The 15,403-nt window shown below is 57.7% G+C and carries 15 protein-coding genes; 5 read left to right on the forward strand and 10 right to left on the reverse strand.

Features of this window, described 5'->3' with window-relative positions; translation table 11 throughout:
- Window positions 1–21 precede the first annotated feature (21 nt).
- A complete protein-coding gene (locus A3OW_RS0110470; RefSeq protein ID WP_020563394.1) occupies window positions 22–696 on the forward strand; it encodes a hypothetical protein in 675 nt (224 codons plus the stop codon).
- A gap of 34 nt (window positions 697–730) precedes the next feature.
- Here the strand turns inward: A3OW_RS0110470 and A3OW_RS0110475 are convergent, their stop codons facing one another.
- Window positions 731–1,405, reverse strand: a complete 675-nt coding sequence (locus A3OW_RS0110475) for a YggS family pyridoxal phosphate-dependent enzyme (RefSeq protein ID WP_020563395.1) — start codon at window positions 1,403–1,405, stop codon at window positions 731–733.
- 125 nt (window positions 1,406–1,530) lie between these two features.
- Between A3OW_RS0110475 and A3OW_RS0110480 the strand changes: the two genes are divergently transcribed.
- Together A3OW_RS0110480 and A3OW_RS0110485 are read left to right on the forward strand one after the other, a co-directional pair.
- Window positions 1,531–2,568: a type IV pilus twitching motility protein PilT gene (locus A3OW_RS0110480; RefSeq protein WP_020563396.1), complete on the forward strand. Its 1,038-nt coding sequence runs from the start codon at window positions 1,531–1,533 to the stop codon at window positions 2,566–2,568.
- A gap of 110 nt (window positions 2,569–2,678) precedes the next feature.
- Entirely contained in the window at window positions 2,679–3,809 is a 1,131-nt protein-coding gene (locus A3OW_RS0110485; protein WP_020563397.1) for a PilT/PilU family type 4a pilus ATPase, read from the forward strand.
- 90 nt (window positions 3,810–3,899) lie between these two features.
- Here the strand turns inward: A3OW_RS0110485 and A3OW_RS0110490 are convergent, their stop codons facing one another.
- Window positions 3,900–4,376 carry a hypothetical protein gene (locus A3OW_RS0110490; protein WP_020563398.1) on the reverse strand — a complete coding sequence of 159 codons (477 nt, stop codon included), beginning with the start codon at window positions 4,374–4,376 and terminating at the stop codon, window positions 3,900–3,902.
- Between the two features lie 90 nt (window positions 4,377–4,466).
- Between A3OW_RS0110490 and A3OW_RS0110495 the strand changes: the two genes are divergently transcribed.
- Complete coding sequence (locus A3OW_RS0110495) at window positions 4,467–5,162, forward strand: 4'-phosphopantetheinyl transferase family protein (protein WP_020563399.1); 696 nt, start codon at window positions 4,467–4,469, stop codon at window positions 5,160–5,162.
- A 95-nt stretch (window positions 5,163–5,257) separates the two neighbouring features.
- Here A3OW_RS0110495 and A3OW_RS24705 read toward each other — a convergent pair whose 3' ends face one another.
- The 3 genes from A3OW_RS24705 to A3OW_RS0110515 form a co-directional block, all read right to left on the reverse strand.
- Window positions 5,258–5,911, reverse strand: coding sequence for a hypothetical protein (locus A3OW_RS24705; RefSeq protein ID WP_157385871.1), 654 nt, complete (start codon window positions 5,909–5,911; stop codon window positions 5,258–5,260).
- Between the two features lie 62 nt (window positions 5,912–5,973).
- Window positions 5,974–6,240, reverse strand: a complete 267-nt coding sequence (locus A3OW_RS27825; protein ID WP_157385872.1) for a hypothetical protein — start codon at window positions 6,238–6,240, stop codon at window positions 5,974–5,976.
- Between the two features lie 86 nt (window positions 6,241–6,326).
- The gene (locus tag A3OW_RS0110515; protein WP_020563403.1) at window positions 6,327–7,277 is read right to left on the reverse strand and encodes a helix-turn-helix transcriptional regulator; all 951 of its coding nucleotides are present in this window, start codon (window positions 7,275–7,277) and stop codon (window positions 6,327–6,329) included.
- Window positions 7,278–7,530: 253 nt separating this feature from the next.
- Between A3OW_RS0110515 and A3OW_RS0110520 the strand changes: the two genes are divergently transcribed.
- Entirely contained in the window at window positions 7,531–8,823 is a 1,293-nt protein-coding gene (locus A3OW_RS0110520) for an amidohydrolase family protein (protein WP_033412426.1), read from the forward strand.
- Between the two features lie 85 nt (window positions 8,824–8,908).
- Here the strand turns inward: A3OW_RS0110520 and A3OW_RS0110525 are convergent, their stop codons facing one another.
- The 5 genes from A3OW_RS0110525 to A3OW_RS0110545 form a co-directional block, all read right to left on the reverse strand.
- Window positions 8,909–9,694, reverse strand: a complete 786-nt coding sequence (locus A3OW_RS0110525; RefSeq protein ID WP_020563405.1) for an ATP-binding protein — start codon at window positions 9,692–9,694, stop codon at window positions 8,909–8,911.
- Window positions 9,695–9,803: 109 nt separating this feature from the next.
- Window positions 9,804–11,102 (reverse strand): adenosylmethionine--8-amino-7-oxononanoate transaminase, encoded by a 1,299-nt coding sequence (gene bioA, locus A3OW_RS0110530; RefSeq protein ID WP_020563406.1) that lies wholly within the window; start codon window positions 11,100–11,102, stop codon window positions 9,804–9,806.
- 28 nt (window positions 11,103–11,130) lie between these two features.
- Entirely contained in the window at window positions 11,131–12,114 is a 984-nt protein-coding gene (locus A3OW_RS0110535) for an L-threonylcarbamoyladenylate synthase (RefSeq protein WP_020563407.1), read from the reverse strand.
- Between the two features lie 27 nt (window positions 12,115–12,141).
- Window positions 12,142–13,971 carry a sodium-extruding oxaloacetate decarboxylase subunit alpha gene (oadA, locus tag A3OW_RS0110540; RefSeq protein WP_020563408.1) on the reverse strand — a complete coding sequence of 610 codons (1,830 nt, stop codon included), beginning with the start codon at window positions 13,969–13,971 and terminating at the stop codon, window positions 12,142–12,144.
- Between the two features lie 13 nt (window positions 13,972–13,984).
- On the reverse strand, window positions 13,985–15,403 hold the full coding sequence (locus A3OW_RS0110545) for an acetyl-CoA carboxylase biotin carboxylase subunit (protein WP_020563409.1): 1,419 nt from the start codon (window positions 15,401–15,403) through the stop codon (window positions 13,985–13,987).

Raw genomic sequence — 15,403 nt, forward strand, 5'->3', positions numbered from 1 at the left:
TTTTTTCAATCGAGGTGTGTCATGAACAGGAGCTTTTCAACAAAAAGATCAAATTTCCAGTTACACCCCTATGAGCTGAACAGGAAAACCGCCATTCACGAAGCCGGCCATGCAGCGGCCATTTACATCAGCAATAAAGAGAAACAACTGCCGCCGATCTTTTTCCAGATTTTCATCAAAGAACCCGTCAGAGACGTTCATCCGGAGAGCAGCCGTTCTTGTTCTTCTCAAAGCCCTCTTTACGCATGGATCGAAGGCGGCCGACTGATCCATACGCTGCCGTCCTCGCTGCAGGAGGCCACCTGTCGTTTTTCTTCCCAGGAAAAACAGGCCTATCAACAGGCATTCGAGGCCGACATCATGAATCTGCTGGTAGGTCCCCTGGCCGAAGCCAAATACGTGGCGCTGCGCGATAACGAGCTGATCAATCCGCGCCTGGTCAATTTGCACGCCCTGCACTATTACGGCGGCTTGTCCGACCTGAAAACCGCTCACGAATACCTGGACTGCTTATTGAGCGATCCCGAACAGAAAGAAAAGAAAATAGCCGAATTGTTCGGTGCGGCCTACCGTTTCATCAATCATCCGGGCTATTGGCGCGCCATTACCGGCCTGGCCGACTACATATTGAATGCGGGCAAGAAAGTCATCGAGTGCGAAGAGGCCATCGCCGTGCTGGATGCCAGACTGGCCTGATCGTTTTTTGCAAAGACTCGGTAGACTCCCGACCTTACCGCTGCCGTGCGCCGAAAATGGCCGTACCGATGCGTACGATGGTCGACCCTTCGGCAATTGCCGCATCCAGATCGTCGGTCATGCCGAAAGAAAAGGTATCCAGCTTTGGATCGTCAAGACGCTTGACCGCACGATAGAGCGTCCGATAAGGCACGCGCTGCTTCTCGAAATCCGTTTCCGGCGAGGGAATGGCCATGACGCCGCGCAGCCTTAACCGGGGCAGCGCCGCCACTTGCTCGACCAGCTCCGGCAGTTCCGCCAGGGCAATTCCCGATTTGCTGGCTTCACCGCTGATATTAACTTGCAGGCAGACGTTCAGCAGCGGCAAGCCGGCCGGTCTCTGCTCGCTGAGGCGGCGGGCGATCTTCAGCGAGTCGACGCTGTGCACCCATCCGAAATCTCTCGCCAGCCATTTGGTCTTATTGGATTGAATCGGTCCGATAAAATGCCAGGTGATGTCGTAAGCGCCCAGTTCCTGCTGTTTTTTTAACGCCTCCTGGCAATAGCTTTCGCCGAAATGGCGCTGCCCGGCCAGATACGCTTCGGCAATGTCGGCGGCCGGCTTGGTTTTGCTGACGGCCAGCAGCAATACGTCCGCCGGATCGCGATGCCATTGATTGCAACTCGCCCGGATCCGGTTTCGAATCAATTCAAGATTTTCAGTAATCATTTCCCGCCACAAGATTATTTGAATCAGCTCCGATTATTAAACAATACGCCTTCAAAAAGTCAAACAGTTGAACTATTGTGTAAGGAGAAAATTCAACTTCCGTCTTGATACTCTTCGAGGATGTTATGGACATTGCCGAATTACTGGCTTTTTCAGTTAAAAACAATGCGTCGGATTTACACCTGTCGGCCGGTCTGCCGCCGATGATCCGGGTCGACGGCGACATCCGCCGTATCAACGTGCCGGCCCTGGACCACAAAGCCGTGCACGCGCTGATTTACGACATCATGAACGACAAACAGCGCCGGGACTATGAAGAATTTCTGGAAACCGACTTTTCCTTCGAACTGCCCGGCGTCGCCCGCTTCCGGGTCAATGCGTTCAATCAGGAGCGGGGCGCGGCCGGCGTGTTCCGTACGATTCCTTCCAAGATTCTGAGCCTGGACGACCTGAAAGCGCCCAAGTTTTTCGAAGAAGTGACCCGCAAGCCGCGCGGGCTGATTCTGGTGACCGGCCCCACGGGTTCCGGCAAATCCACGACGCTGGCGGCCATGATCAATCACATCAATACCAACGATTACGCTCACATCCTGACCGTCGAAGATCCGATCGAATTCGTCCACGAAAGCCAGAAATGCCTGATCAACCAACGCGAAGTCCACCGCGACACTCACGGCTTCAACGAAGCCTTGCGTTCGGCGCTGCGGGAAGACCCCGACGTCATCCTGGTCGGCGAAATGCGCGATCTGGAAACCATCCGGCTGGCTCTGACCGCGGCGGAAACCGGTCACCTGGTTTTCGGCACGCTGCACACCACCTCCGCGGCCAAGACGATCGACCGGATCATCGACGTGTTTCCGGCCGCCGAAAAAGACATGATCCGCTCGATGTTGTCCGAATCGCTGCAGGCGGTCATTTCCCAAACGCTGCTGAAAAAAGTCGGCGGCGGACGCATCGCCGCTCATGAAATCATGGTCGGCACGCCCGCGATCCGGAACCTGATTCGCGAAGCCAAGGTCGCGCAGATGTATTCGGCGATCCAGACCGGACGCAAGGACGGCATGCAGACGCTGGATCAAAATCTGAAGGAACTGGTCGATAAAGGCCTGGTGAACGCCAAAATAGCCATGACCAAAGCGGTTAACAAAGACTTGTTCCGATAATCCGCCCCGCTTCGGATGAAAGTCCCGAAGCGAAAGGAAACCTTAAATTACCAGTTAATCATCATTATCTTACGACGTGACGTCAACGGTTCGGGGTTGGAGGAAAAATTATGGATTTTAAAGCGCTACTGGCATTAATGGTGCAAAAAAAGGCGTCCGACTTGTTTATCACTGCCGGCCGTGCTCCGACCCTCAAGGTCGACGGCTCCATGGTGGAAGTCGCCAAGACTCCGCTGACGCCGGAACAATCGATGCGAGTGGTCTTGAGCATCATGACCGATCGCCAGAAGGATGAATTCGATCATACCAAGGAATGCCAGTTTGCGATCAGCCTGCCCGATCTCGGACGCTTCCGGGTCAGCGCCTTCATTCAGCGGGACGCGGCCGGCATGGTTTTGCGCCGGATCGAAAACGTCATTCCGGATGCCGAATCCTTGCACCTGCCGCCCGTATTGAAAGACCTGATCATGGAAAAAAGGGGCCTGGTCATTTTCGTCGGCGGCACCGGCACCGGTAAATCGACTTCGCTGGCGGCCCTGATCAAGCATCGCAACCAAAACTCCAGCGGCCACATCATCACCATCGAGGATCCGATGGAGTTCGAACATCCGCATCTGGGATGCATCATCACCCAGCGCGAAGTCGGCGTCGATACCGAATCCTATGAAGTGGCTCTAAAAAACACCCTGCGTCAGGCGCCGGACGTGATTCTGATCGGCGAAATCCGGACCCGCGACACCATGCAGAATGCGATCACCTTTGCCGAAACCGGGCATTTGTGCCTGGCGACGCTGCACGCCAACAACGCCAACCAGGCGATCGACCGGATTCTCCATTTCTTTCCCGATGAAATGCACGGCCAGTTGTTCATGGACCTGTCCCTGAACCTGCGCGGCATCGTCGCTCAGCAGTTGATCAAACGGGTGGACGGCAAGGGGCGCTATCCGGCGATCGAAATACTGATCAACACGCCGCTGGCCAAGGATTACATTCGCAAAGGCGAAGTCCATAAACTCAAGGAACTGATGAAAGACTCCCGTGAACACGGCATGCAGACCTTCGACCAAGCCTTGTACGATCTGTACGCCGCCGGCAAGATCAGCTACGACGATGCGCTGAATTCGGCCGACTCGCGGAACGAAGTGCGCCTGATGATCAAATTGGGCGCCGAAGCCGGCAATTTTGCCAACGACGAGATGATGCTGACCGACACCGACGAAGGCATGGGATCGCATTTTTAGTTTCCGATTCAAGCCCCGGGAGAAGTCACTGTTCCGGCCTGCCGGTTGATCGGCCGAAACGGAAAACGGCGGCCCCTCCTTCGGGTTCCGTCATTGCCCGCCTTTGGCGGACAACTCGTCGACGATACTTGCATATTCATCGGGTTTGGGCCGGTGTAAAAACAGGCCCAACAGAGCGAGCCCGGAAAATATGTAAAGCGTGTTAAAATCATCCCCCAGAATGAATAAAATCAGCCCCATGACGCCGATGCTTTCGACGAGCGACAGGCAAACGACGACCGTCGTCAGATAGCGCTGCCCGGGCGGTGCCGTGCCCGGCATGGTTTGATTCAAGCGCACCATGACGTGCCTGATCAGATTGGTCAAGGGAAAAATGATAATGGCGACGGCATAGAAGACCGTTCTCAGCACCTCCCGCTGCGATTCCGGCAAATGCTGCCGGAATTGCTCGCCCAGAAAATGGCAGATAACGACGTACGTCACCAGCAGAACAAACAGAAAGGCTGCAATGATCCAGTGTAAAACAAGGTCGGATTCGAGTCGTCGGCGTTCGTTTCGGTCCAGCATCGGGTTTCCGGTTGAGTTCGTAGAATGCCATATGATACCAAACCCCGCTATTAAGTCGGATTTTTCCGGCGACGAACCGGTGCGCCCTTGATGAGCCGTCTTTCGATATCCCCGCTATCGCTGCAACTGTGGCAGCGCCGGTTGACGATCGACGAAGCCGATTATCAAGCCTGCCGGCAACTGCTCGATTCCGACGAGCATCGGCGGGCTGCCGCGATCACCAATGAGCGCTCGCATCGGCGCTTTGTCGCATCGTACGGCATGCTCCGAAACATACTGTCTCAAACCGTCGGCGAGCCGCCGCAGGCGATACGAATTCACCGAACCGAACACGGCAAGCCTTATCTCGCCGATTATCCCGAGCTGGCCTTCAACCTGTCGCATACCGGCGACAGGTTGATCATTGCCGTCGGCCGAAATTGCCGGCTTGGCATCGATGTTGAAACCTGTAAACCGCGGCCGAATCTCCGGGCCCTGGTCGCCAAGTGTTTTGCCGAAGTCGAAGCCGCCTGGTGGCAGGCGCTTCCCGACTCCGACAAAAACCGCGAGTTTTACCGGTACTGGACCCGAAAGGAAGCGTTCGTCAAGGCGACGGGACGCGGCATCGGACAGGGGCTGCACCGCTGCGTCATCGATCCGGAACATCCGGCCCTCTGGTTGAGCGTTCCCGCCGATTGCGGCCCGGCCTCCGGCTGGCACACGCAGGATCTCGACCTGGGCGAAGCGGTCTGCTCGGCGGTCGTAGCCGATAGGCCCATCGTCCACGTCGAATTCATATCCGCCTGAATCAGAGCGCCTCTTTCATTAACTTAAAACCGAGCGGCAGTTTCTATTTTCAGCCCGATCAGTTCCCATACGCCCCGGAACACCGGTCTCATGCCTTATCCCTCCGACGATTCGGCCAACTTATCTTTTTTCGTCTTGCCGCGGGCGAACTTGATGCTCGCCAGCACAATCACCACACAAATCAGAAACGTGTACAAAAATTTCTTGATCTTGATGAAAGTCTCGTCGCCTTCGATGCCCACCGAGAAAGGAATGTGCGTATCCACCTTTTCGCCCTGATCGACGAGAGTGACGTGAGCCCGATAGTTTCCGGGACCGAACTGGCTGAAGTCGACCGTGCCGTCTACGGTACCGGTTTTGGTCGTATCGGGAGCGCGGTAATACACCCTTGTTCCTTCCGGCTCCTTGGTCACCTCGAACTCCATGCTCACCGCACGCAGTTTATCGCCTTCATAATCGAACACCAGATTGGTCATGCCGACTTTGGGAATGGACCTGCAGAAACTCTTGCTGCCCGAAAATTTGGGCGTATAAGCGGAAAAATGAAGCCATTCATCGCCGATCTTAACGCGGCAGGGATCGGCTTCGTCGCTGCTGCCCCTATGCGCATGGACAACCGACGGCAAACCGAGGAAAAGCATCAAGGCGGACAAGATCAATAAGGACCGCTTTTTCGGCTTTTTTCCCGGCAAACCTGAAGCTCTTGCGGTCCAGGTCATGATTTTTCCGCATGGGTCGTTGTTATTCATCGTTTACCTCCTCACAGTAAAAGAATTTTTATTATTAAAGCTCGAGCTTTTTTATTTAAACGTCAATCACCCTGATTTTCCGCCGGCCGAAGAATCGCTGGCATGATACTGCATATCCTCCTGTCCGCTAGTTTAAACGCGCGGACGGCTCCTGCAAAGGCCAAAAACATACTTTTACGATAGGAAAATCGAAATGCGCCGGACTTTGACAGCACAAGAAGGAAGGCAAGCCGGCTTTTCTGTTTTCGTCGGCAGGGCTTTGCCGGCATCGCGGCGGTCAGGAATTCGGGCCGAGCCGAAGGAGTACGAATGCCGGCACGTTTTTTCATTACGTTTACCGAGCGAATGCATTCGTCCCAATTCGCGATCAATTCATTCCTGCACGCGATGCTCCGTATCCGCAGCCGGAAACGAACTAACGTTTGGCGACCTGTTTCGGTGAAATGCCGAAATGCTTGAAAAAAGCCGCGCTGAAATTGCTGGCGTGATGGTAGCCGACGTGATCGGCCGCAACGGCGACATGGCAGCGCGTCGCTTCCAGAAGACGATAGGCCTTCTCCATTCTGAATTCAAACAACAGGCCGTAAGGCGTCCGGTTGAAATAACGACGAAAGATCTGCTTCAATTTGAACGGATTGGTCCCGACGCGTGCGGCCAGCTCGGCCAGAGACGGCGGATTTTTGAATTCCTCGAACAGGATGTCCCTGGCCTGATGGGCCATGGCCTTGTCCCTGGCGTTGATGCGCGCGGATGAATGGGACTCGTTTTCGAACAGAGGGCTCAGTTCGGCAGACAGGATGAGCAAGGACTGCCCATGCATCAATAGGTTTCCGGCGTCCTCGGTTTCCTTGCCGGCCAGCAACTGCCGGCTTGCATTGAGCGCCAGACCGGAAATCGGCCGCCGAGCCACAGTCCGGACTTCGTCCCCGGTAAAGAAAGGCGATGCCCGATTTTCTCCGAAATATCGGCCCAACCAGCTTTTGCTCACAGAGAAACGCATCTGCACCAGGGATTTGTCCGCTTCGTATTGCCGTTCGCCGTCGCTGGAATGGAACGCGGTAATGGTCGTGTAGCCTTCGGTAAAAAGAATTTCCTCGCCGCGAGCGCCGACGAAACGCGATGTTCCGGTTAATCCCAGAGTGACGACCAGCCTCGGTTCCCGAAGATCCATTCGGCTCAGTATGGCCACGGGCGCGGCAGGCGCAAAACGGGTTTCGATATAGCTCAAGTCGTGATCGAGCCGGAATATCTCGGAAAATCCGAAGCCCAGCTCCTCCGGCAAATGCTGGGAGAGGCAATTGCGCAACTCAAGACGACAAGACGGCAGATCGTCGGTTTTAAGCTTTCGCCAATGGCTGTTACCCATCCAATCCTCTTTTTTAAGCACTCACTTTTGCATACGAAAAAATCCTTTTCGCATACGAATGCGCAAGGCGCGCCGCCCCGCTCGCCGAGTATTATTGGAGCGGTTCATTCGGCAAGTCAAATTTGCGAAAAAACCGATCCAGGCACTGAAAGGAGCATCCGGATCAAGCGCCCGATCGAGAGCCGTACCGTTAAGACGCCCGATGATTTGCCGCAATGCGTCAATCCACAAAGAAAATATCGATGGAGAAACAATGAAAAACAGAAATCGTTTAATCGAGCCGGCCCGGCTGGCGCTGGTTTTGATCCTGAGCCAGGGGCTCGCCATGAACGCAGTCGCCCACGGCACCGGCGACGGGAGCAGCACGGCTTCGACCAAAACCAAAAAGCCGCCGCGCTGCAGAATCTATACGGCCGACCGGGTGTTCGACGGCTTCGAATTGCTCAGCGACGCGGCGGTACTGGTCAAAAAAGATAAAATCGCAGAGGTCGGCACCTTCGACGAGTTGAAAAAACAATGCAGCAAAAGAAAACATCTGGGCGATGCCACGCTGATGCCGGGATTCATCGAATCGCATGCGCATCTGACCTTTCAGAACGTCAATTCCGACATCGTCTTGAAGCACGGCATCACCACGGTTCGGGATACGGGCGGTCCCTTGCTGGCGCCTTTCGGCGGCGAAGGTCAATTGCGGATCCTGAGCGCCGGCCCCATCATTCAGGCTCCCGGCGGCTATCCGTTGAACGTGTTCGGCGGCGGCTCGGGCGGCTACGACCAGATCGGCATTCCGGTCGGCACGGTTCAGGAAGCGGAAGAAGTCGTTCAGCAACTGGCCGACGGCGGCGCTGCAGTCATTAAAATAGCCCTGGAGCCCGGCGGCGAATCCGGCGCCCCGTGGATGGAACCGCACGGCGATCAGCCGGTCCCGGCAACGCCCTGGCCTCTGTTGTCTCTGGAAACGGTCCAGGCAATTGTGGCCAAGGCGCATGCCCTGGGCAAACGGGTAACCGCCCATATCGGCGAAAATACCGGAGCACAGTTGGCTCTCGAAGGTCAGGTCGACGAATGGGCGCACACACCCTGCGCCGCCATCGACGAGGATTTATTGCAGCAGGCGGTCGATCAGGGCGTCAAAGTGGTCACCACGATCGATACGCTCGGATCCTGTTCCGGCATTTACGACAATGTCCGTAAGCTGGCCGGCATGATGGCTCTGGCCAGCGATACCGGCTCGGAATTTATCTACGGATCCGAAATCGGGCACGACAATGTGCCCTGGGGCGTCAACGGTCAGGAAATGCATCTGATGCTGCATTTGACCAGCGGCGACGGCATCGATGCGGCCGACGTGCTCAACGTCTTTAAGGCGGCCACCTCCGGAGCAGGCGAAAACCTCGGAATCGACAAGCTGGGCACATTGACTCCGAACGCGCCCGCGGATTTGATCGCGGTCAAAGGCAATCCCTTCGAACGCTTTAAATTGCTGGAATATCCGGATCTGGTCGTCTCGGGCGGCCGCATCGTCGTCAACAACTTCAAGAAATAACGTTTCGCTTGAAGGAAAACAACGCCTGCGGTTTCGGCCGCAGGCGCCGCTGCCTCTGGCCTGATTCCTCGAGCGGCTTCCGGGTTCAGCCGGTTCCGCCCGGTTCCCGATCGGAAGATTTTGCGAAGAAGTTATAAAACTGCCTGGCCGTTCGGCCGCTCTTCGCCGCCCTCGTTTGGGCGAATTCCAGAGCCGCCCGATGCAGCGCGTCGCGGTCCCCGGCATAACCTGGAAAATAACTGTCGACGATGTCCAGATAACCCTGAACGGGCTGCGGATAAAACGGCAGCCACAGCCCGAACCGGTCGGACAGCGAAATCTGCTCTTCCACGGCATCGGAATAATGCACCTCGCCGTCCACGAGCCGCGTGTCCAGGTTGTCGCGCAAATATTCCGGGAGCAGATGGCGACGGTTCGAGGTGGCGTAAAGCAGCACATTTTCCGGCGGCAGTTCGAGCGATCCTTCCAGCACGCTCTTCAGCGATTTGTAGCGGCTTTCGCCGGTTTCGAAAGACAGGTCGTCGCAGAAAATAATGAAGCGCCTGGGATGATCGCGGATGTCGTCGACGATTTCCGGCAAATAGATTAGATCCTGTTTATCGACCTCGATCATTCTAAGCCCGCGGTCCCTGTAGGCGTTCAAAAGGGCCTTGATCAGCGAGGATTTGCCGGTGCCTCGGGCGCCCCACAGCAAGGCGTTGTTGGCCGGCTGTCTGGCAAGAAACTTTTCCGTATTGTCGATCAGTTGCTGCTTCTGGCTGTCGATACCGAGCAGGTCGTCCAGGCGAATCGAGTCCAATTGCATCACCGGGCGCAGATATTCCTGGCGTTGCCGCCAAATCGCCGCATAAGTTGTATTCCAGTCGATCATGAAAGTAGCCTCGAAGTAAACAGAGTCGTCGTTACAAGAACGATCAACTCTAAGGAGAATAAGCTGTCGCTGGGCTCTCGATACAAAGCATGGCCGCCGCTTTCCGGTTTTACAGCGACTTTACCGCGGCATACATGGCCGCCGTCAGCGTTTCGAGTTGCTCTTCGGTAATGATATAAGGCGGCATCGTATAGATCAACCGGCCGAACGGCCTCAGCCAACAGCCGGCTGCCACCAGCGCTTGCTGGACTTTGGTCACGGGCACCGGATCAATCGTTTCCACGACGCCGATCGCGCCCAGCACCCGGACGTCGGCGACTCCCGGCAGGGCACGGCAAGGCTCCAGTCCCTTCGCCAGCGCCTGTTCGATCCGTGCGATGCGCCGTTGCCAGTCCGACTCCAGCAACAGGTCGATACTGGCCGAAGCGATGCAGCACGCCAGCGGATTGGCCATGAATGTGGGCCCGTGCATGAAGCAGCGGGCTTCTCCCGACGAGAGGGTTTGCGCCACTTCGGAAGTGGCCAGAGTGGCGGCGAACGACAAATAGCCTCCGGTCAGGGCCTTGCCCAGGCAAAGGATGTCCGGCGCAATCCCTGCGTGCTCGCAGGCGAACAGCCGGCCGGTGCGGCCGAAGCCGGTGGCGATCTCATCGGCGATCAACAAGATTTCGTACTGGTCACAAAGCCTGCGCGCCGCCGCCAGATACTCCGGATGGTAAAACCACATGCCGCCTGCACCCTGCACGACCGGCTCCAGAATCAGGGCGGCGCAGCGGTCGGCGTGCCGGGCAATCACCTCTTCCAGCGCCTGAGCGTCGCCGGCTCGCCAGGGCTCCCCGAACCGGCACTCGGGGCGAGGAGCGAACTCATGCCGGGGAAGAATCCCGGTAAACAAATGATGCATGCCGTTCACCGGATCGCACACCGCCATCGCTCCGAAAGTATCGCCGTGATAGCCGCCCGTCAAGGCGATAAAGCGGTTTTTGCCGCTCTGGCCCCGCGCCTGCCAGTACTGGATTGCCATTTTCAGCGCCACTTCGACGCCGACCGAGCCCGAATCGCTGAAAAATACCGTTTCGAGCCCTTCAGGCGCCAGTCTTAACAAGCGCGCGCCCAGATCGGTCGCCGGCGCATGGGTAAGGCCGCCGAACATCACGTGCGCCATGCGGTGCAGTTGCCGGGTGGCCGCCTCGTTCAGATTCGGATGATTGTATCCGTGGATCGCCGACCACCAGGACGACATGCCGTCGATCAGCCGCCGGCCGTCCGCCAGCGTGAGCAGGACGCCGTCGGCGGACTCCACCGGATAAACGGGATCCGGAGCCGACAGCGAGGTGTAAGGATGCCAGAGATGCCGGCGGTCGAATTCCAGGCGTTCCCGCCAGGCTGCGGTGTCGAAGATCGTCATGACGGAAGGTAGCCTTCGGATATGCCGATCAAAGCGGCAAAGTAGCCTTGTGCAGACGGTCGTTGATCGCGCGCCAGGCCTCCCCTTCCGGCGGCTCTTCCACGAGAATCTTGTCGATGCGCAGATGGTCCAGGTCGCGCAAGGCGGAATACAGCCTTCGGGCATACGCCTCGGGTTGCTCCGGCATTCGAACGGCATGGATACGCCGGCTGGACGGAACCGTCTCGCGGTACAGCAGCAGGCCGACGTGCAGCTTTTGCCGGGTGCATTGTTTGACCGCTTCCGCGATATGCTCTGCAGAACAGCGATAGGCGGGCTTGGAAGGGGCATAATGGACGGCCATCATGCCCGGCGCGCGAATGCCTTCTTCCTGCACGGAAGAAGGTAGCTGCAACGGCGCGTTCAATACTCGTTCAAGCTCGGGAACGGTAATTTTTCCGGATCTCAGCAGCCTGGGCTGCGGTCCGCTCAAGTCGATGATGGTCGATTCCACCCCGACCTCGCATGGGCCGCCGTCGAGAATCAGGTCCACCTCCTCGCCCAGCTCTTCCTGGACATGCAGCGCCTGCGTGGGACTGATCCTGCAGAAACGGTTCGCCGAAGGCGCGGCGATGCCGCCGCCGAACTTCCGCAACAGGCGTAAGGCCACCGGATGGTCCGGCACGCGCAGCCCCACCGTCTGCTGCCCTCCCGTCACTTCCGGAGGCACTTCGGCTTTCTTGTTCAGAATCATCGCCAAAGGTCCCGGCCAAAAACGGGCTGCCAGCCGCCTTGCCGCCTCGGGAACTTCCACGGCCCAGTCGTCCAATTGATTTGCGTCGGCGAGATGCACGATCAAAGGATGATTCGAAGGGCGGCCTTTCACTTGAAAAATCCTCCGCACCGCCTCGGGATTGGCGGCATCGGCACCCAAACCGTAGACGGTTTCGGTCGGAAAGGCCACCAGCCGGCCCTTTCTGAGCAGGTCGGCGGCGTAATCTATCGCGGCATCATCGGCAACTACGGGTTTCATCGCGTTATCCTAACAGAACGGCGGTCATTAGCCGAGACCGTCGATTTCGATCAGCACTTCATCCGGGTTGGCCGGCTCGCCCTTGACCACGTGCACGGCTTTGACGGTGCCGGAAATCGGCGCGGTGATTTCGGTTTCCATCTTCATCGCTTCGGTAATCAATACCGCCTGCCCTGCCGTCACCTTCTGGCCGACCTTGACCAGCACTTCCAGGATGTTGCAGGGCATGCTGACGCCGACGTCGCCTTCGGCGGTCGGCCGGCGGCGTTTCGGGGAGATGTTGCTTTGCACCGCCCCCAGAGTACCGCCTTCCAGCACGATTTCATCCAGCGTTTCGACGACGATTTCTTCGGGAACGCCGTCCACCATGAAATAGAAATGCCTGAGCATCTGGTTTTTGGGGCCGGTGCCGGTCACCTTGACGTGATAGGATTCGCCGTGGAGCGCCACGTTGAATTCGGTCGGCGCCTTTTTCACGGCGTCGGCCTCGGGCGAATCGACGATTAAAGGTTCCGGAGTCAAATTGCCGCTCGAACGCTGCTCCAGAAACTGCCGGCCGACTTCGGGAAACATCGCATAGCTTAAAACGTCCAGATCGTTCAGTGCCAACTGGCCGATGTCGTGGCGCAACTGCTCCAGTTCGGGCTTCAACAGGTCGGCGGGCCGGCAATCGATCGGCTCTTCCGAACCGATCGCCTTTTTCTGCAGCGCCGCGTCGACCGGCGCCGGCGCCTTGCCGTAGCCGCCCTGCAGGTAGCGCTTCACTTCGTTGGTAATCGTTTGGTAACGCTTGCCGGTCAGGACGTTCATGACGGCCTGAGTGCCCACGATTTGCGACGTCGGCGTCACCAGCGGCGGATAGCCCAGATCCTTGCGCACTTCGGGAATCTCTTTATAGACCTCTTCGATCCGGTCCAGCGCGTTGCGTTCGCGCAGTTGATTGGCCAGATTGGAGATCATGCCGCCCGGGACCTGAAACACATGGACCCGGCTGTCGATGCCGGTAAATTCGCTTTCGAAGCGGCGGTATTTTTTTCTGACTTCGGCGAAATAATCGTTCACTTCCTGCAATTTGGCCAGATCCAGGCCGGTATCGAAGGCCGTTCCCTGCAACGCGGCGACGAGGCTTTCGGTCGGCGGATGGCTGGTGCCTCCGGCCCACGACGACAAGGCGGTGTCGACGTGCCGGCAACCGGCCTCGATGGCCTTGAGCTGGCACATTTCGGCAAGGCCGGAAGTGGCATGGGTATGAAGGTGCAGAGGCACTGCCACCGCCTCTTTCAGCGCCCTGATCAGCTCGCCGGCGACAAAAGGCGTCAGCAAGCCGGCCATGTCCTTGATCGCGATCGAGTCGCAGCCCATTTCGGCCAGATCCCTGGCCAGATTGACGAAGCTTTTGATGTCGTGCACGGGACTGGTCGTGTAGCAGATTGTGCCCTGGGCGTGCTTGCCGCTGTCCTTGGCAGCCTCGATCGCCGTTTTCAGATTGCGGACGTCGTTCAGGGCATCGAAAATCCGAAACACGTCCATGCCGTTTTCCGCCGCTTTCAGAATGAACGCCCGCACCACGTCGTCGGAATAATGCCGGTAACCCAGAAGATTCTGGCCGCGCACCAGCATCTGCAGACGCGTGTTCGGTAAGGCCGCCTTGAGCCGGCCGAGCCGTTCCCAGGGGTCTTCCTTGAGAAACCTCAGACAGGCATCGAAGGTGGCGCCGCCCCAGCATTCGAGGGACCAGTAGCCGATTGCGTCAAGCATCGGACAGGCGGGCAGCATGTCTTCGGTACGCAGCCTCGTCGCGATCAGGGACTGGTGGGCGTCCCGTAAAATAACATCGGTAATATGAACTTTTGACATGGAATTTCCTTCGTTATAGTCCGGTATGAGCGGCCATCGCGGCGGCAATCACGCTGGCCAGCACCTCCGGTCTCGGTTTGTTCGAATAATGGACCAGTTCGGGATGTTTTTCGACAAATCCCGTGTTGAAATCGGCTTCCCGAAATTCCGGATGTTTTAGAATTTCAAGATAATAAGGGATCGTGGTCTTGATGCCGAACAGTCCCATGTCGCGCAGCGCCCGCTCGCCCCGCTTGACGGCGTCTTCCCAGGTCAGCGCGTTGACGATGACCTTGGCCAGCATCGAATCAAAGTACGGCGGGATTTCATAACCGGTGTAAATGGCCGTATCGGTGCGCACGCCGGGACCGCCCGGCGCGTAGTAGCGGGAGATCCGGCCGAAGCTCGGCAGAAAACCGTTTTTCGGATCCTCGGCATTGATGCGGAACTGAATCGCGTAACCGCGCCGGACGATTTCTTCCTGCTTGAAGCGCAGCGGTAGGCCGGCGGCGACCCGGATTTGTTCTTCGACGATGTCGACGCCGGTGATGGTCTCGGTAATGGTGTGTTCCACCTGGACCCGGGTATTCATTTCCATGAAATAAAAGCGTCCCTGATCGTCGAGCAAAAACTCGACGGTGCCGGCGTTGGTATAACCGACCGCTTTCGCCGCCAGCACCGCAAGGCCTCCCAGATACTGGCGCTGCGCTTCGTCCAGTTGCGGCGACGGAGCGATTTCGATCAGTTTTTGATTGCGGCGCTGAATCGAACAGTCGCGTTCGAACAGATGAATCGTGTTGCCGTCATGGTCGGCCAGAATCTGCACTTCGATATGGCGTGGATTGACGATGCATTTTTCCAGAAAGACTTCGGCGCTGCCGAAAGCTTTGGTGGCTTCGGAAATCACTCGCTGATAGTTGCGCCGCAGGTCCTGGGTGCTATCGCATCGCCGGATGCCTCTGCCCCCGCCGCCGGAAGTGGCTTTCAACATGACCGGATAGCCGATCCGTTCGGCGACGTCGAGCGCTTCTTCGACCGTGCCGAGATTGCCGTCCGAACCCGGCGTGACCGGAATCCCCGCCGCGACCATCGCCTTTCGGGCTTCGGTCTTGTCGCCCATGCGCCGGATGATGTCGGCGTCGGGACCGATGAAAATCAGTCCCCGCTCCTTGCAGGCCCTGGCGAACTGGGGATTCTCGGAAAGAAAACCGTAACCCGGATGCACCGCGTCGCAGCCGGTGGCGGCGGCCAGATCCACCAGCGCATACACGTTCAAATAACCGGCCACCGGCTCGCTGCCGATACAGTAGGATTCGTCCGCTTTTTTGACGTGCAGAGCGAAGCGGTCGGCTTCGGTGTAAATCGCGACCGAGCGGATGCCCATTTCGGCGCAGGCCCGGATGATGCGGACAGCAATTTCGCCCCGGTTGGCGATCAGGATTTTACGTAGCAT

Source organism: Methylosarcina fibrata AML-C10 (assembly GCF_000372865.1).
Taxonomy (GTDB): domain Bacteria; phylum Pseudomonadota; class Gammaproteobacteria; order Methylococcales; family Methylomonadaceae; genus Methylosarcina; species Methylosarcina fibrata.